At 47.2% G+C, this 16,696-nt stretch carries 16 protein-coding genes; 8 read left to right on the forward strand and 8 right to left on the reverse strand.

Features of this window, described 5'->3' with window-relative positions; all coding sequences use genetic code 11:
* The first annotated feature begins 35 nt into the window (after nt 1–35).
* Together MHB49_RS26760 and MHB49_RS26765 are read left to right on the forward strand one after the other, a co-directional pair.
* A complete protein-coding gene (locus tag MHB49_RS26760; protein WP_405153657.1) occupies nt 36–707 on the forward strand; it encodes a response regulator transcription factor in 672 nt (223 codons plus the stop codon).
* Nucleotides 704–2,146 carry an ATP-binding protein gene (locus MHB49_RS26765; protein ID WP_405153658.1) on the forward strand — a complete coding sequence of 481 codons (1,443 nt, stop codon included), beginning with the start codon at nt 704–706 and terminating at the stop codon, nt 2,144–2,146. Before MHB49_RS26760 ends, MHB49_RS26765 begins: the two co-directional genes overlap by 4 nt.
* 90 nt (nt 2,147–2,236) lie before the next feature.
* Here the strand turns inward: MHB49_RS26765 and MHB49_RS26770 are convergent, their stop codons facing one another.
* On the reverse strand, nt 2,237–2,812 hold the full coding sequence (locus tag MHB49_RS26770) for an undecaprenyl-diphosphatase (RefSeq protein WP_405153659.1): 576 nt from the start codon (nt 2,810–2,812) through the stop codon (nt 2,237–2,239).
* A 124-nt stretch (nt 2,813–2,936) separates the two neighbouring features.
* Here MHB49_RS26770 and MHB49_RS26775 point away from each other — a divergent pair, with 124 nt between their 5' ends.
* Nucleotides 2,937–3,602 carry a phosphatase PAP2 family protein gene (locus MHB49_RS26775; protein ID WP_405153660.1) on the forward strand — a complete coding sequence of 222 codons (666 nt, stop codon included), beginning with the start codon at nt 2,937–2,939 and terminating at the stop codon, nt 3,600–3,602.
* A 159-nt stretch (nt 3,603–3,761) separates the two neighbouring features.
* On the opposite strand, the gene MHB49_RS26780 is transcribed toward MHB49_RS26775, so the two are convergent.
* The gene (locus MHB49_RS26780) at nt 3,762–5,195 is read right to left on the reverse strand and encodes a glycoside hydrolase family 1 protein (RefSeq protein WP_405157248.1); all 1,434 of its coding nucleotides are present in this window, start codon (nt 5,193–5,195) and stop codon (nt 3,762–3,764) included.
* A gap of 113 nt (nt 5,196–5,308) precedes the next feature.
* Here MHB49_RS26780 and MHB49_RS26785 point away from each other — a divergent pair, with 113 nt between their 5' ends.
* On the forward strand, nt 5,309–6,226 hold the full coding sequence (locus MHB49_RS26785) for a helix-turn-helix transcriptional regulator (protein ID WP_405153661.1): 918 nt from the start codon (nt 5,309–5,311) through the stop codon (nt 6,224–6,226).
* Between the two features lie 72 nt (nt 6,227–6,298).
* Nucleotides 6,299–7,114 carry a class I SAM-dependent methyltransferase gene (locus MHB49_RS26790; protein WP_405153662.1) on the forward strand — a complete coding sequence of 272 codons (816 nt, stop codon included), beginning with the start codon at nt 6,299–6,301 and terminating at the stop codon, nt 7,112–7,114.
* Between the two features lie 143 nt (nt 7,115–7,257).
* Here MHB49_RS26790 and MHB49_RS26795 read toward each other — a convergent pair whose 3' ends face one another.
* The 3 genes from MHB49_RS26795 to MHB49_RS26805 form a co-directional block, all read right to left on the reverse strand.
* Nucleotides 7,258–8,025, reverse strand: coding sequence for a hypothetical protein (locus MHB49_RS26795; protein ID WP_405153663.1), 768 nt, complete (start codon nt 8,023–8,025; stop codon nt 7,258–7,260).
* A gap of 113 nt (nt 8,026–8,138) precedes the next feature.
* Entirely contained in the window at nt 8,139–8,555 is a 417-nt protein-coding gene (locus MHB49_RS26800) for a hypothetical protein (protein ID WP_405153664.1), read from the reverse strand.
* Nucleotides 8,556–8,830: 275 nt separating this feature from the next.
* On the reverse strand, nt 8,831–10,111 hold the full coding sequence (locus tag MHB49_RS26805) for an XRE family transcriptional regulator (RefSeq protein ID WP_405153665.1): 1,281 nt from the start codon (nt 10,109–10,111) through the stop codon (nt 8,831–8,833).
* 252 nt (nt 10,112–10,363) lie between these two features.
* On the opposite strand from MHB49_RS26805, the gene fabV reads away from it, so the two are divergent.
* Entirely contained in the window at nt 10,364–11,554 is a 1,191-nt protein-coding gene (fabV, locus tag MHB49_RS26810) for an enoyl-ACP reductase FabV (protein ID WP_405153666.1), read from the forward strand.
* Between the two features lie 103 nt (nt 11,555–11,657).
* On the opposite strand, the gene MHB49_RS26815 is transcribed toward fabV, so the two are convergent.
* The 3 genes from MHB49_RS26815 to MHB49_RS26825 form a co-directional block, all read right to left on the reverse strand.
* Nucleotides 11,658–12,890 (reverse strand): DNA glycosylase AlkZ-like family protein, encoded by a 1,233-nt coding sequence (locus MHB49_RS26815; RefSeq protein WP_405153667.1) that lies wholly within the window; start codon nt 12,888–12,890, stop codon nt 11,658–11,660.
* Nucleotides 12,891–13,045: 155 nt separating this feature from the next.
* Nucleotides 13,046–13,270: a hypothetical protein gene (locus tag MHB49_RS26820; RefSeq protein ID WP_405153668.1), complete on the reverse strand. Its 225-nt coding sequence runs from the start codon at nt 13,268–13,270 to the stop codon at nt 13,046–13,048.
* Between the two features lie 93 nt (nt 13,271–13,363).
* On the reverse strand, nt 13,364–13,963 hold the full coding sequence (locus tag MHB49_RS26825; protein WP_405153669.1) for a restriction endonuclease: 600 nt from the start codon (nt 13,961–13,963) through the stop codon (nt 13,364–13,366).
* A gap of 256 nt (nt 13,964–14,219) precedes the next feature.
* On the opposite strand from MHB49_RS26825, the gene MHB49_RS26830 reads away from it, so the two are divergent.
* Nucleotides 14,220–15,494: a hypothetical protein gene (locus MHB49_RS26830; RefSeq protein WP_405153670.1), complete on the forward strand. Its 1,275-nt coding sequence runs from the start codon at nt 14,220–14,222 to the stop codon at nt 15,492–15,494.
* Between the two features lie 360 nt (nt 15,495–15,854).
* Nucleotides 15,855–16,676 (forward strand): putative RNA methyltransferase, encoded by an 822-nt coding sequence (locus MHB49_RS26835; RefSeq protein WP_405157249.1) that lies wholly within the window; start codon nt 15,855–15,857, stop codon nt 16,674–16,676.
* The last annotated feature ends 20 nt before the right edge of the window (nt 16,677–16,696 follow it).

The raw sequence follows: 16,696 nt of genomic DNA on the forward strand, positions 1-16,696 counted from the left end.
GGCTGCCTCCAAATTAAAGGAATGGACCGATTCTAATGAAAAACATATTGCTGATTGAAGATGAGAAAAATCTGGCTCGCTTTATAGAACTGGAACTGCAGCATGAAGCCTACACGGTAAGTGTAGCCTACGATGGAAGAAACGGACTTCAACTGGCACTCGACAAGGAGTGGGATCTGATCCTGCTTGATCTCATGTTGCCCGGCATTAATGGCGTAGAAGTGTGCCGAAGAATACGCAACATAAAACAAACGCCAATCATCATGATTACGGCACGGGATGGCGTGATGGATCGGGTTATGGGGCTTGACAGTGGAGCCGATGATTATATTCCGAAGCCTTTTGCCATTGAAGAATTGCTGGCACGGATGAGATCCTTATTTCGTCGTTCCGACACGGTAAGCGAACATTCTTTACTTGTACATCAAGGACTGCAGCTGGATCTGGAGGGACGCACTTTTCAGAAATACGGAGAGGTTATTGAATTAACGAGACGCGAATTTGACCTGTTGGTGATCCTCATGCAAAATATCGGCCGTGTTATGACTCGGGAAATGCTGCTTGATCTGGTGTGGGGATACGATGCCGACGTGGAGACGAATGTAGTGGATGTGTATATCAGTTATTTGCGCAGTAAAATCGATGCTCCGGGTTCCCCCAGCTTTGTTCAGACGATACGCGGTTTGGGTTACGGGATTCAGAAATGATTCGCTGGATTCGAAAATATCTTCCCCGTGCCCATTGGTCTATTCGCTGGAAACTGACGATCTGGATTTCGCTCTTGCTGGGCGCATTGTTTATTGTGTATAACATTGTCCAATACTTTGTCATCAACGAATGGCTCATTGTTCAGGAAAAGCAGAACATTGAGAAAAGCATGAATGAGATCGAAAGTTACCTGCAAGAGAAAGAAGTGTCAGCAGCGCAAATTGCATATAATCGTTCTTTTATTACCAAGTTAAATCAGGAGAATCAGATGATCCGCATTCTGGACCAGAATGGAACTGCGCTCCTTGAAGTAACCGACCGCCTTCCTGAACAGTGGGTTGAGCCGCAAACGGTCCAAAAACGCATTTTGATTACTGCATGGCATTACGAAGATCACCTGCTTATTATGAGGTCCCCACTCATGACCACGAAGTTTAGCGGGACGATTGAAATCGTGACCAACCTGGAAACTACCGATAAATTAAGCGATATGCTATTGCTGGTGATGTTTGCCGGGGGGATTGCAGCTGTGGGATTAAGCATCCTGGGCGCATTTCTGTTATCACGCCAATTCGTCAAGCCCATTATGACTATGAGTGCAACGATGATCCAGATCCAGCAGAAAGGACTTCATGAGCGCGTCGATGTACCTGATCAACATGATGAACTGTCCAATCTCGCCCGGATGTTCAACCGCCTGATGGATGAACTGGAGCTTTCGTTTCTGCAGCAAAAGCAGTTTGTCGAAGATGCTTCACATGAGTTACGTACACCCGTTGCCATCATTGAAGGACACATTTCCCTGTTGAACCGTTGGGGCAAGCATGACCCGGATGTCTTGAATGAGTCCCTGGATGTCTCGGCCCAGGAACTTAAACGGTTGAAAACCCTTGTGAATGAACTGTTAATACTCAGCCAATCCGAGTCCGGGCACATTGCAGTAGACGCTGCGGTCAATCTTCGCGAGACTGTTCAGCATGCGCTCACCAACGTTGTGCAGTTGCACCCGGCCGCTGCCTTTGACATTGATCTGAAGCACCTATCCGGTATAGAAGTGGAGATCCTTCCTCAACATCTGGAGCAGATCCTGCGAATTTTGGTTGATAATGCCGTTAAATATTCACCGCTGACCAAAGAGATTCAGGTCTGCGGAACGCGACGCGACAACGATGTCTGTATTCAGGTAGCCGATAAAGGCATGGGGATTCCAAGAGAAGACCTGCCTTTTGTTTTTGATCGCTTCTACCGTGTCGATAAAGCTCGCAGCCGTGAACAAGGCGGTACCGGCCTGGGACTCGCCATTGCGGAACGTCTCGTCAAACGGTACAACGGAAAGATATTTATCGATAGCCAGGAAGATGAAGGAACTACCGTGACCATTCTGCTTCCCGCATACCTGCCTTCCGAAAGGCGCCAAATCGAAACCGGTCATGGATAAGAGGGCTGCAAAACAGCCCTCATTTCCACCACTGCAACATGGAATCCTGATTCTTGAACAGCTGATCTGAAGCATCGGATGACCAGCATATTATTTGCTTTTTTTTGAATGGGATGCTTTGGCCTGTGAACGGATGACCAGCGCTGGAAGTTTCAACCGGATGAAGATCTGTCTGACTCCCCACGCACTTCCCACACCAAGGAGCGCGCCGGCAGCTACATCCGAAGGATAGTGTACGCCAGACCATACTCGGGCAAATGCAATACAAGCGGCAATCAAAACCCAACCCCATCGGTACCGGACGTGACCCAGCCAAAAGGCAGTGGCACAAGCAAACGCAACCGTCGCATGATCACTTGGAAAGGAAGCGTCCGCACTATGGCTGATTAATTGAATGACCGAATGAGTCACAAATGGGCGATCTCTGTACAGCAAGTGACCTATAATAAAACTGACGGTGGTACCGGCACATGCTGCCAGAATGGCTTGAAGAGCCATCATGAGGTTTCTACGACTCTTCGATACTCCATACGCAAATATGCCCACCGGGAACATAAAAATTGCAAATTTCGCAAAGAATATCATGATGCCATTCAAGTATGTTAGCTGTCCCGACTGCAGGTTAATCCAATGAAAAAGTTGGTAATCTATTAATATAAAAGACATAGGCAATCCCCTTTTCCCAATTTAAAGAACTGCTTTTGATCATAACCCTCTTTTCTGGGAACAGCTTTAAGGGGAGATTAGAGAACGATAAGAAAAAAGACACCCTGGAGGAACATTACTACTGATGCAAAATTTGAAAAAGACCATTTCCATCCCACTGCTCGCCGCAGCACTGAGCCTTGCTGTATTTGCAATCATTGCCCTGTCTATCAGCGATAACCAGATCCATCAATTTGACGATTCTCTGATTACGTTGATTCAGGGCATGGAATCCCCCAGCATGACCCGGTGGATGGAGTTCTTTACCTGGATTGGCAGCGGCTTGCCCGTCATCGTTATTACAATCATTTCAATGATCATATTGTATGTTTTTTTGAGGCACCGACGGGAACTTCTGTTTCTGGGCTGTGTCATCGCAGGTTCAACGATACTGAACACCCTGCTGAAGCTCATGTTTCAACGTGCGCGACCAACCATTCACCGTATCATTGAAGTAACCGGATACAGCTTCCCCAGCGGACACTCCATGGCAGCGTTCAGCCTGTACGGGGGACTGGCCTTTCTGATCTGGAAGCATATACCTACAGCAGCCGGGCGCGTATTCATGATCATTGTGAGTGCAACTTTCATCCTGACCATTGGCATGAGCCGTATTTATCTGGGCGTGCATTATCCTAGTGATGTAGTCGGAGGTTACTTTTTAAGTGGATGCTGGCTTGCCACATGCATATGGTTCTACCAGCGCTATTTGGAACGAATCTCCCTGCTACAGTCCAAGAAGCTGGCGTAGACATTGTCTCTTTTCACAAGCACTTTTCAGGAGGTTTTACGCTAATCCGCCAGCGCACATCCTTGATTACGCTCTTGTCGAATACAAAGAACCTCACGGGTGCACCCTGCACCCGTGAGGTTCTTTTACGTCATTATGATTCCATTTTATAGTGGCAACTTAAAGCTCCTCGCCATTGGATTCAATGACTTTTTTGTACCAGTGGAAACTCTTTTTCGGTGTTCTGCTCAGATCACCATTGCCATCATTGTCCTTGTTCACATGAATGAATCCGTAGCGCTTTTTCATCTCACCCGTGGATGCGCTGACCAGGTCGATACATCCCCACATTGTGTAAGCGATAAGCTCCACGCCATCGGCAACAGCTTCTTTCATTTGTTCAATGTGACCTCGCAAATAATCAATGCGGTAGTCATCCTGAATGGAGCCATCTTCCTCCACCACATCCACTGCACCCAACCCGTTCTCCACGACCATCAATGGAATCTGATAACGGTCATACAGGTGGTTCAGTGTGTAACGCAATCCTTTCGGATCGATCTGCCAGCCCCAATCGGATGCTTCCAGATACGGATTTTTGATGCCGCCCAGCAGATTTCCCTCTGCTCTCTCGAACGACTCATCCGCACTCTCGACCAAAGACATGTAATAGCTGAAGGAATAGAAGTCTACGCAGCCTTCACTCAGAGTCTGTGCATCTTCTGGCTGCATCTCGATCTGGATGCCTTCTTCGGCGAAGAAACGTTTGGCGAATCCAGGGTATGCTCCACGAACCTGTACGTCTCCACAGATCATGTTGGACAGCTGGTCCTTCTTCTGGGCGAGCAAAATATCGTCCGGGTTGCATGTATTCGGATATGTTGTCATGAATGCAACCATACAGCCGATTTGGAAATCAGGATTGATTTCATGTCCCAGCTTCACCGCTTTTGCGCTTGCAACAAATTGGTGATGCAGCGCCTGGAAGCGGGTCTGTGGATCATCTACACCATCGATCAAAGTCTCTTTGCCTTCAAACAGGATGCCTGCAGCCATATAAGCGCCCATTGGCATCGTCAAACAGTTGATTTCGTTGAAGGTCAACCAATATTTCACCTGGTCTTTGTAACGGGTGAAGAGGGTTGTACAATATCGAATATAACAATCAATGACTTCGCGGGAAGCCCAGCCGTTATACTTCTGGGTCAGACCGAAAGGTGTCTCGTAATGCGAAATGGTCACGAGAGGCTCAATGTTGTGCTTTTTCAACTCGGCAAAGACGTTGTCATAGAACTGCAATCCCTCTTCGTTCGGCTCAAGATCATAACCGTTCGGATAGATTCTGGACCAGTTGATGGACATGCGGAACATTTTGAAGCCCATTTCTGCCATCAGGGCAATATCCTCTTTATAATGACCATAAAAATCAACTGCTTCATGGCTCGGATAGTAGGTTCCCTCTTCCAGTACAGGCGTAATTCGGCGCGGTGTCGTATGCGTTCCGCCTGTCATCATATCGGAAGTACTTGGACCTTTGCCGCCCTTGTCCCATCCGCCTTCAAACTGATTGGCAGCCGTGGCGCCGCCCCAGAAAAATCCTTCTTTCATTGCCATCATCAATTCCTCCTTCATGATCTTACTAACACTGTACATCCAGTGTAACACCCATACCCTGACACCTATTGTCATGGTATAATGTCGGCATGGAAAATAACCGATTATTCAGAATGCTACTGCTGTTATTGGAGAAAAAGAAAACGACCGCCCCCGAGCTCGCGCATTTGTTTGAGATATCCGTGCGCACGGTGTACCGTGATATCGACAGACTGAGCGCGGCCGGGATTCCTGTTTATACCACAACAGGAAAGCATGGCGGCATCCATCTGATGGACAACTTTGTCATGGACAAATCCCTGTTGTCCGAAGATGATCAGAATGAAATTCTGCTTGGATTATATAGCGTCAGCGCCATCCCTCACCTTAACACTGCCCATATGCTCAAACGTTTAACCGCCCTGTTTGATCACAAGCTGGATTGGATTGAATTCGATTTTTCACCATGGGGCAGCATTCCACTGCAAGAGAGGGAACTGTTTAATCAGGTCAAACAAGCGATTTTTACCAATCAGTGGATCACGTTTCACTATGTTAATTCGGATGGAGAGAAGAGTACTCCGACGGTTGAACCTCTCAAACTTTTGTTCAAGAACAGTACCTGGTATTTCAAGGGATATATTCACGGCGAGCACGACCGGAACGAATTCCAGACATTCAAAATGAAACGCATTACCGACCTAAAATTTCTGCCAAGGGTTCCCCGAAACAACATGAACATCGGATCACCGGAAAATGAGACTCAAGTCGCTATCAATCAAATCGCTCTGGAACTGTCGTTCTCCAATGCTATTGCGTATAGGGTGTATGATTTTTTTGAACCTTCCCGCATTGAAAAAGAACCCGACGGCAGACTGCGTGTTGCCCTAGAACTCAATGAGGGAGAATGGCTGTACTCCTTCCTGATGTCGTTTGGATCAGACCTGACCGTCATCAAGCCTCCACACATTGGACAGGAACTGCTCAGACGACATATCAAAGCAGTAGAACATTTGCAGCAGGTCGTTAACCATGAGCTGGAAAATGAATGATATAATGAAGCCATGATCATCAGTTGATTCTTTTGCTTTGCAATCTATCCATTTCATGAAGGAGGTTTGTCCATGCAAGACATTAGACGTAACAATGTAGAACGATTCAAAGGTTTTGGTACGTTATATGACCAGAATAGGCCTGCTGCGCCCACCGAGGTCGTGGATATTTTGACGAATTATTTGGGCAGCAAACCTCGCATGGTCGCGGATGTTGGCTGTGGTACCGGCTTATCGTCATGGATTTGGCTGAATGAGGCAGAACGAGTTATGGGCATCGAGCCAAGTGATGATATGAGAGCTGTCGCGGAATCCAAATGGGAGGCGGCAGGCAAGCCGGACCATATTCGCTTTGTATCCGGCCTGTCCCACGAACTGGGACTGCCTGACGGCAGTGTGGACATCGTAACCTGCTCACAGTCGTTCCACTGGATGGAGCCTGAATCTACACTGCGCGAGTTCGCGCGTGTACTTCGCCCTGGAGGCATATTTGCCGCCTACGACTGTGACTGGCCACCAGTGGTCGATTGGCAGCTGGAACAAGCCTATCTGCATTTGAATACCGAGGCAGATCATCGAGCTGCGAGTATGGCTCCCCAGGAAAATCAGGCACATAAATGGAGTAAAGACGGACATTTGCAGCAGATTCAGCAGTCCGGATTGTTCCGTTATTCGCGTGAAATTGTGTTTCATCATTGTGAGATCTTCGATGCCGATCGTTACGTCAATCTCGCCCTCAGTCAGGGAGGTCTGCAAACGGCTGTAAAACTCGGAGCCACTGATCTGCTCGATGTAGCAGACGAATTCAGACAACTGGCTACCCGCATATTTGATGGAGAATCGAGACAAGTTCTGTTTTCTTATCGGATGCGCCTGGGCATCGTCTGATCTTAAAACTGAGCTCGTCCACAATTCTTCGGAAGTAATGGGGAGTGGGATCTCTGTTCCTTTCTCGACCGCACATCATACGCACAAGGAAACCTGCCCATCACGAACACAGTGATGCAGCAGGTTTTGTGTTTATATATGGATCAGGATGAGAACAAATGATTTAGTTGATCTTCCTGAACATTTAATGCCAGCACCAATTTTGATGGATCCTGCTTCGAATAAATGACGTTAATGATATGACCTTGCTGAACCTGAGGCAGGGCAGATGGCAAGATCTCTTTTTGTGTCGTAACAGTAAAGGTTTCTCCATTCGACTTCGTGATACTGAGCTTAAGCTGAAGCTTGATTTTATTATGGCCTCCACTTCCAAGCGGCGTAACATCCAAAATCTTAGCCATCGCTTTCTCGCCCGTTCGTGCAATATCCATCATCTCAGGTGCCACGCCATGCTGCACCATCTTCTCATCCAGCAATTGCTGTATATCTTCCTGCGATAGCCTCCCCTTCAGATCAAGCCCTACCTTGTGTTCATCCTTCACAGAGACCACTAAGGGAATTAAGCTGCCCGGCTGGAATTGAGACATTGAAGTCAACGGTATGATCGTTCTCAACTCGGTATCATATTTCTCACGCCCTTTAAGGGAAACGGTCAGACCCAATCTTACTTCCGGCTGCTCATTAATGTACGTACCCGTCTGCTGGATGCTTTTAATGACACCAACCGCTGGTAATCCTGACTTCACTCTCCCAACACCGAAGATATTAGCCAAAATGGAGGGAATAAAGATCAACCCAAATCCGGCAAAAATCGCTGGTGTATACCACCATGCCTGCATAATGATAAAAGGATCATTCCACAGCTGCTGTGCCAGAAATGGGGAGAATCCCACCCCAAACACGGTCAACATACCGACCAATCTCAGGAAACCTACCATCTTCCCCACCCTCTCTATATCTCTATTATTCGTTGTTAGTTGTATTCAATACATAATAACCTGCCCTTTTGCAGTTCGAACACCTTCTAGACGGACAACAGCCCCATGTAGATCAACTCTGTCGGATTGGCTGGATTTTGCCCCAGACCCACCCGATCTCCCACGCGCGGAATCTGCATCTTGGACACCAGTGTTTCCAATGTTCGCTGATACTGACTGCCATTCGTCTCTGTTACATCCAGCACAAGCACAACAATCGGATCAAAATTGATCAGCTTGCCCGTATCGGTGATCGTGATTACCGTGGCTGTTGCGGTTAAGGGAAGGGAACCATTTGCCGCCAGTTGTGCCTGCTTCGCTGTATCCAGACTCTGGTTAATGGCTTCCCGATGCTCCTTCGATACAAAACCTTTCATCATCATGCCGGTAAGTCCTTTATTCATCATTTTATCCGCCATGGCAATCGCATCTTTCTGCTTGTTCTTTTTACCAAACCATCCCATAATGAACACCTCGTTTTTTTGTTTTTGGTTATAGTTAAAGTATAAACAGGACGGCTTGTCCTTGAATACCCTTCTGGCTGCATACAAAAGAAACGAAACTTCCGGCAATTGAACCACTGGATTTTCGTTTCTTTAACATGTTTTTTGGTTGATTTCGCAAAAAAGAGCCGTAAAACGACTCTTAAATGAAAGGCTGTGAGGCATTTTTTGTGCCTATCGCACTGATATTGAACAAAATCTTGCAAAAAAAACGGCGGTTCCACGCCGATTTTCGACTATTTTTTGCGTAACAGGTAGACCAGCTTCCGATAATACATGGCGGCTTCCTTATATTTTCGCTGATCCTCGGACACCACGGCCATTCCCTCATATAAAGGTTCAAGACGCATGACATGCTGCACGGACTCAAAATAAGGCAGACACGCGAGCGCACGCTCCATGAACACTTCACGATCTCCATGTGCAAGGGCCAGATGGCTTTGGTAGAAGGTTGCACTCATCTGCTGATCCTGAGTCGTTGCACTATTCAACAGTTGATCCACACTCTGCGCGAGTACCCCCCAGTTCTTTCGTGCCAGTGCCACTTCACAGCGATACACACTCACTAAAGGCTTCATGGCCTGCTGGGTTTCTTCGGGTTCCTGCTGCAACAGGGATTCGAATCGCTCGATCTCCGACTGCGCCTGATCCAGTTCACCCGTCATGGTTAACATGACAATCCGATTGTTCGCAATGGCTGTGACCAGGTCGCCCTGATTGCCGGCATATACCAGATTCGCCTCTGCCATCGTCAATGCCGAAAGTGCCTCTTGTACAAGTCCCATGGCAAAACAATATCCGCTGTGCGCCACGTATAACCCGGACAACCGATGAAACAGCCGCTGATCATAAACATGGCGCATCGTGAGATCGAATACCTGCTTGGCCTCTTCATACTGTTTGACCTGGATGTAGGCTTCCATCTTGATATTTTGCACAGACAGCCAGAATTCACTTCCAGGAGGGGCCAATTCACTGAGCCTGGTTGCATGCGTTAACACATCCACGTAAGCAAGCTTGGAACGATAGTATTGCACTTTGTAAAATAATAACGCCTTTACTAACGGACGCGGCAAATCAACATCGTCAGGCCGGCCGTATTTCTCCAGGTAAAAATTTAAATAGGACGTATGTATATATTCATGAACTGCTGCATCATTTAGTTGCTGATAATAAACTGCCTTCATTAAGGCCGTGGTTAGCTCTACAGTCAGCGTATCATCCCGATCTTCTAGTGCGTGAACCGTTTCTTCGGATATCTGGGAAGCTGGTACTGACATTTGTTCAAAAATGGCCTCTGCCCGCCCCAGTGTTTCCTCATCTTGTGCAGCAGCATTTAACAGATAGGAAGAATTAACGCCAAGGCGTGACGCAATAGCCTCTGCCAGATCTTCAGGGAGTGGATAACGATCGGCTAGAATATTGGCGAAATGAGCCTGCGTGACCAGACCTTCCACGAGATCTTTGCGGGAGATTTGCTTTCTTTTGCTCAGAAATTCAATTCGTTCCTTCAGCATGGCTATTCCTCCTTTCGGGATAAAGGCGAACGCTTCGCTTCTCCAGATCCGTTCTGTCCTCCCCGTTATCATGTAAATGTTTAGTTCAAATTATATAATATCATCCCGGATGCAGAGCCGGATACCGTCTTTTGGCCAAATCCATCGAAACGGTTTCCGTTTCGGAAGCAATTGTTTTACAATAAGGAGGCATGTACTAGAGCAAGATTCATTAATGATGAACAAGAGTTGACGATGAAAGGATGCAAATGAATGATTATTAAACCAAGAACACGTGGTTTTATTTGTACAACTTCCCATCCGGTAGGCTGTGCCGCACAAGTACAGGAACAAATTGATTATGTAAAATCCCAACCAAAATTGAATGGACCCCGTAATGTACTCGTCATCGGAGCTTCTACTGGATATGGACTCGCTTCTCGCGTCGTATCCGCATTTGGTGCTGGAGCCAATACCATCGGCATTTACCGCCCAAGCAGCTCCACTGAAAAACGTACGGCTTCAGCAGGCTGGTACAACTCCGCTGCATTTGAGAAAGCTGCCGAAGAAGCAGGATTGAAATCATACAGCATTACGGGTGATGCCTTTGCCAACGAAACCAGAGAAAAGACTGTGGAGCTGATTCGCAGTGAACTCGGTCAGGTTGATTTGGTTGTTTACAGCGTAGCGTCAGCACGCCGTACCGATCCGAATACTGGTGAAGTATTCAACTCCGTGCTCAAACCGATTGGACAATCGTACACGAACAAAACAGTCAATTTCCATACGGGAGAAGTGACGTCTGTTACGATTGATCCGGCAACCGATGAAGAAATTCGCCAGACCGTCGCCGTAATGGGCGGAGATGACTGGGAACTGTGGATGGATGCCTTGCAGCAAGGCGGCGTTCTCGCGGACAATGCAACAACCATTGCTTTTTCTTATATCGGTCCTGAACTTACACATGCGATCTATCGTGATGGATCCATCGGTCAGGCCAAAAACCATCTGGAAGCGACAGCCCATAAGCTGAATGACCGTCTGAGTGCAAAGGGTGGACGTGCTTACCTCACCGTAGCCAAAGCGCTGGTGACCCAATCCAGCTCCGCAATTCCAGTGGTGCCTCTGTATATCTCTGCATTGTACAAAGTCATGAAGGAAAAAGGCTTGCATGAAGGCTGCATCGAGCAATTGCAACGCTTGTTCGCTGAACGCCTGTATGCAGGAGGAGAAGTTCCGACGGACAAAGCAGGGCGTATTCGTATCGATGATTGGGAGATGAGAGAGGACGTTCAGGAAGAAGTAGCGAAGCTTTGGAACGAGCTGACCACCGAAAACATCTATGATCTGTCCGATCTGGAAGGGTACCGTAAGGAGTTCTTCCAACTATTTGGTTTTGAAACCGACGGTGTGGATTATGAAGCAGATGTTGATCCAAACGTTGAAGTACCGCATCAGCGTTAATAGAAAACGAATGTTGCTGTGGGACTGGTGTAACAAACTTATTACAGGTCCGATCCAGCCTTAGGGGAGCGAGTTATCGCTCCCTTTTTGATGTCTACCGATTCTATAAGATGGACTTGAGCTGTTTTTTCAGTTCTTTCGGCACTGTCTTCTCTACCGTAATGGATCGCGCCCCGTGCATCGTTGCAAAGAAACGGAGTCCCTCCCGAAAGTCCGCAATCCATTCCTCTACTGGCGGAGCAGCCTCTTCCATTGATAATAACCGAACCGTTAACACGCCCGTTTTGCGATCAAGTCGCGGGTCCATGCGTCCAATCAGCCGATCTCCGTGAAGAATGGGCATGGCGTAATATCCGTAGGTTCGTTTCACCTCTGGTGTGTAAATCTCCCACTTATAATGGAAATCAAATAAATCCACAATTCGTTCCCGTCTCCACAGCAGGTTGTCCAGCGGAGGCAGGAATCGTACCGGACCTGATGGATCATAATGATCTTCTTCCCTTTCCATCTCACGCAACAAATCTTCATCTTCTGCACGGATGTAATACGGCGTCGCAACGTCCTCTACCTCCAGTGGGACCATGCGCCCAGCTGCGACACGTGCAGCCATCTCACTTCGGCGTTCAGCAGCGGTGGATTTCACCCAGCCTAACCGTGGATCCCGAGGGTCCACGACTCGATATGCATAAATGTACTTGTCCATCAAAGCTTGCCTCTGAGCCAACATATCGATCTCCGCAGTCATGGATTGGCCCTGCTCCAGCAGTCCGGATTCAGTAATATGAAAATAGCGTTCATTCCCCTGCCTTGCCACGACACGAATGGCAGCCGAATCCAGCAGCAGGTTTAACGCCAGCGTGGTATCCTTCGTTTTTGGTACATCCGCACTGTCCCAATATCCACTTACCCGTTCGACGCCACGGAAAGCTCTTGAAGGGAGCGGTCCCTCTTCTTCCAAACGCTTCAGCACATGCTGCACTGTACTCTCCAGCCCTTGCAGGGAAGGAGCCAGACGCTCCCGTAATCGGGCACGTACAGGTTCAAACAGAGCATAATCCTCCATCGGAATGACACATGCGGCATTGGCAAAATATTCAAATACTTTATGTTCACTTAGCAAGGTATGTAAATACTCAGAGGTATAGCCCGGATCACGAGCACCCAGCACCAAATGCTGATTTCCGGTTACGGCAGCGACAGGATCAATCTGTACGCAGCCAAGGGAGCGAATTAACTGCATCACCTGCTCAGGTCCTGAAGGCAAGGTAGCAGCGGGCCAACGTCCCAATAAAGATTGCGTCTGCAGCAAGAAACGCCGAACGATTTTTTTATTCATACGAAACGCTGTTGTCATATGTACAATTCTTCCCTTCATCGAAGATAGGAGGATGTATAGCTATAATGATCCAATTCAAAAGAGATACATTGATTTTAACAGTCCAAGGGATGTCTTACCAATTGAAGGAAGAGTTATTTTAAAAATGTTGATGCTTATGCAACATTCCGCACATCGTAGACAAAATAAAAAGAAGCACCACCATCCTGGGTCCGCTTCTTGTGTTTGACCTTTTGCAATTTTTCCTGCTTCGTGGGCATGATTCGAACATGCTGGGATAACGCTCCATAATCTCCGTTTACTCTCCGACTTTGCTCCGGACACCATTGTCCCGACCGCTCTGCTTTGCGCAATGCTTTTTGCGTTTGTGTACGTGCCATAAATTGAACACACTCCCTTGGTTGGTATGCCCTCAATATATCATGTGCAAGCAGACAAGTGAAGGTGCTATACGTGGACTTAAAGCCGTTCATTCACAAATGAGGAACTTTTTTACGCCGTGATTGCCATGTTTCCACAGGTTCCTGATCGTCTTCCTCAATCAATTCCAGTGCTTCCTCCATTCTTCTGGATTTAAACAGCATGATCAGATCCAACAGATCTTCCCGGTCCAGCAGCTTCACCCCGTTGACTGCTGCCAGCGTCCGGCATGCTTCCGTATATCTGCCTGAGGTGAGCACGATGGATCGATCTGCCTCATAATAACGCATGGACGTGTATATTTCCTGAACAGCGCTGAGTCCAACCGGATGATTGGCTCCGTACCGCTTGGCCTGAATGACATTACGTCTGCCTGCTCTATCCACAAATACAAGATCCGCACCAAAATCACGGCTGCTTGTGGTCTTATGCACTTTGGCATAGCCGAGTTGTTGGAATAAATGATACAGATACAGCTCAAATTCCGATCCATCCTGCATTTTATCGATATCCTTAATCGTAATCTTACGTGGATTAGCCTCGCTTCTTATACGTTGCCCCCGCCGAATCACACGTCGAATGATCCAGGCGATAAGCAGCAGAAGGACAATGATGCCTATGCCCACAGTGGTCATATTTTCATTCCAGTTCATGTCTGTTCTCCTTGTCGTTCCTCTAATCTGACAGGCTTGTAACCCTGTTAGCCCTCGTCACCCGACTAAATATATCAGACTTCTCTCGCAACAGAAAGAAGATGAATTCCCTGTAACCCTCTAATTTCACCAAACAACAATAATAGTACATCTCAATTGTAAAAGGTTACAGACACGCTGGTTGAATTTCACATGTATGAAATGGTAGAATTCAACAATCGGTTCTATTTTGAATCGAAGAAAGGTGGTTTATAACTTGCATACATCCAACAAACGAAAGTCCAAAACATGGGCTGCGCTTCTTCTCAGTGGCACGCTCCTCTTCAGCCTGCATACACCAAGCTACGCGGCGGCAGAGCAAAGTACACCATTGCCCAAACCTGCATGGACATCATCTTCACTGTCACTCACACAAGTGAATACGGAAAAAGACGTTATCGTCAACGAAGTGAACGCAGTACCTGCAAAAAATCTGGTTTATGTGCATTCTTCCCAGCCCGTGACCAAAACAAGCAGCAATACCAAGCTGGACTGGCAGCTGGATTCGCTTCAGGCACTGGATGCCACAACTGGACAATTGAAATGGAATGTTATTTTCCATGAGAAAAGCGGGCCTTATACAACCTACTCCAATTCACTATATACCAGCAACGGCACAGCCTATGTATATATGGAATATTCGGATGGAACCAAGAAAGTTTACTCGTACAACACTTCCGGCAAAACCAACTGGGTCAAAAACGTGAGTAATTCAGCATCCATGTACCTTCTGGACGACGATACGTTATTGATCGCTTCGAGCCCTGGTGTTCAATCGAACGGTTCCGTTCGTTCAGCCATCTCGCTGTATGACAAAAAAGGAAAACTGATTACGGAAAAAACAATCAACGGTGCTGTACTCAAAGCAGGCAGTGATCGAATCGTAGTGGATGCCAGCAAACAAACCAAAGTCGGCAGCTTCTGGCAGCCTGCCGCTAATCCCAAAGTCGAGATTTACGATCGTACGCTGAATCGTCTTTCCTTCTATCAGTTCCCGAGCAATGCCAACACCCTCGGAGACGGTGGCGGTGAATCGCTGGCCATTCTGGAGGATGGCTCCGTGATCATGCGCGCCAATTTTGCGAATACAGGCAACAAGCTGATGGGCTTTGGCACCGATGGCAAACTGGCCTGGGGCCGTGCTATTGCAGGTGATGCCTATGTTCAGACCGCAGGCAGCAGTTATACCCTGTTTACAGGCCAAAAGCTGGAACTGTACACCATGAAAGGCAAAGTGACTGAACGTACTTTCAAGGAAGAGCAGCCTATTCTCATGCAGGTTGATCGTACACAGGACGGGCAGTACAAACTTGATTTCGCTAAAAAGGGTTATATACTCGATCCGCAAACATTGGATACGGTTCATGAATATACCTTTGCATCCTCTCCTGGATTGCTCGATGGATATTCAACGTACAACGATCATATTATTTATCAGATTAATGACGATGCATTGTCCAAGTATGGATTGAAGACAGGCTCAGCTAAATAGTAAATGGAGCGCTCTGGTTGACCGACTAACGGTTAACAGGGCGCTCTGTTATTTCACACAACTATGTAGAGTCGAGTCCCCCATCGTTTATCCTCTCTGGTCTAACTGTTATAATAGTATCGTTACCTTTTTCATTTATTCTTGGTTGACCCAAAGGAGCGAGTCCTCCCATGATCATTCAATTCATTCGATACAGATAACTTGGGGCATAACCTAAACCTCTTTTTTTCAAAATGTACAACAGAGGTTTATTTGTTATGCCCTTTTCTTCAGTTATCCAGATCTGAATGAATGGGGTGCTATTCCATGTCAATCCAACGCAGAGAACGTAGTGCTGCGCTTATTTATCCATACATCCATATGCTGAAATGTCCCATCTGTCATGGCTCAATGACAACGATTAGTCCACACAGTATTCAATGTATGTCCCGACATACGTTTGATTTGGCCAAACAAGGTTATATCAATTTCATGACACGTTTTTTCAAGGGCAACTATGACAAACGTTTATTTACGGCCAAAAGGGATATTTTATCTCAAACCGAGATCTATACGCCTCTGACCGATATTATTCGCAATTACATCGAAGGGTACTGCCATAGTAGGAGTCAGCCCTTGCATATTCTGGACGCAGGTGCAGGAGAGGGATCTCTCTTGCAGCAGATCACGCAGAATACTCCAGCTGTGGGCTGGGGGATCGACATCGCCAAAGAGGGCATTGCCATGGCTTCTTCTGCCTACGACCAGCAAATCTGGTTTGTTGGTGATCTTGCTTGTAGTCCCTTTGCAGAGGAACAACTGGACGTGATCCTGAATATCCTCTCCCCTTCGAATTATGAAGAGTTCGGGCGAGTGATGAAAAAGGATGGCTGGATCATCAAAGTGATTCCTCGGGACCAATATCTAATGGAAATGAGAGAGCTTTTGTTTCGGGGCCGATCTCATCAGCCAGACGGTAGAGAGCGGGTATTATACCGATTTGCCCAGCATCATCATCTCGTAGACTGCATTCCGCTAACATACACTCTGCCTGTTACGAAGGTCATGCTGGATTCACTCATTCATATGACACCACTCTCCTGGCATGGGAAGGAATCAGCCATAACCAGCGTTCAAGAGTCCTTGTCGCAGATTACAATTGACTTGGAAATACTGGTGGGAAACCGAAGATCAGTTCTGTAACCTCTGAGGTAGCATTCTCT

Source organism: Paenibacillus sp. FSL K6-0108 (assembly GCF_045040695.1).
Lineage (GTDB): Bacteria > Bacillota > Bacilli > Paenibacillales > Paenibacillaceae > Paenibacillus > Paenibacillus pabuli_B.

Bases quoted from the DNA above. Each gene is read 5' to 3' on its own strand.
- MHB49_RS26760 (WP_405153657.1), top strand. From the start codon at position 36: ATGAAAAACATATTGCTGATTGAAGATGAGAAAAATCTGGCTCGCTTT.
- MHB49_RS26765 (WP_405153658.1), top strand. From the start codon at position 704: ATGATTCGCTGGATTCGAAAATATCTTCCCCGTGCCCATTGGTCTATT.
- MHB49_RS26770 (WP_405153659.1), bottom strand. From the start codon at position 2,812: ATGTCTTTTATATTAATAGATTACCAACTTTTTCATTGGATTAACCTG.
- MHB49_RS26775 (WP_405153660.1), top strand. From the start codon at position 2,937: ATGCAAAATTTGAAAAAGACCATTTCCATCCCACTGCTCGCCGCAGCA.
- MHB49_RS26780 (WP_405157248.1), bottom strand. From the start codon at position 5,195: ATGGCAATGAAAGAAGGATTTTTCTGGGGCGGCGCCACGGCTGCCAAT.
- MHB49_RS26785 (WP_405153661.1), top strand. From the start codon at position 5,309: ATGCTACTGCTGTTATTGGAGAAAAAGAAAACGACCGCCCCCGAGCTC.
- MHB49_RS26790 (WP_405153662.1), top strand. From the start codon at position 6,299: ATGCAAGACATTAGACGTAACAATGTAGAACGATTCAAAGGTTTTGGT.
- MHB49_RS26795 (WP_405153663.1), bottom strand. From the start codon at position 8,025: ATGTTGACCGTGTTTGGGGTGGGATTCTCCCCATTTCTGGCACAGCAG.
- MHB49_RS26800 (WP_405153664.1), bottom strand. From the start codon at position 8,555: ATGGGATGGTTTGGTAAAAAGAACAAGCAGAAAGATGCGATTGCCATG.
- MHB49_RS26805 (WP_405153665.1), bottom strand. From the start codon at position 10,111: ATGCTGAAGGAACGAATTGAATTTCTGAGCAAAAGAAAGCAAATCTCC.
- fabV (WP_405153666.1), top strand. From the start codon at position 10,364: ATGATTATTAAACCAAGAACACGTGGTTTTATTTGTACAACTTCCCAT.
- MHB49_RS26815 (WP_405153667.1), bottom strand. From the start codon at position 12,890: ATGAATAAAAAAATCGTTCGGCGTTTCTTGCTGCAGACGCAATCTTTA.
- MHB49_RS26820 (WP_405153668.1), bottom strand. From the start codon at position 13,270: ATGGCACGTACACAAACGCAAAAAGCATTGCGCAAAGCAGAGCGGTCG.
- MHB49_RS26825 (WP_405153669.1), bottom strand. From the start codon at position 13,963: ATGAACTGGAATGAAAATATGACCACTGTGGGCATAGGCATCATTGTC.
- MHB49_RS26835 (WP_405157249.1), top strand. From the start codon at position 15,855: ATGCTGAAATGTCCCATCTGTCATGGCTCAATGACAACGATTAGTCCA.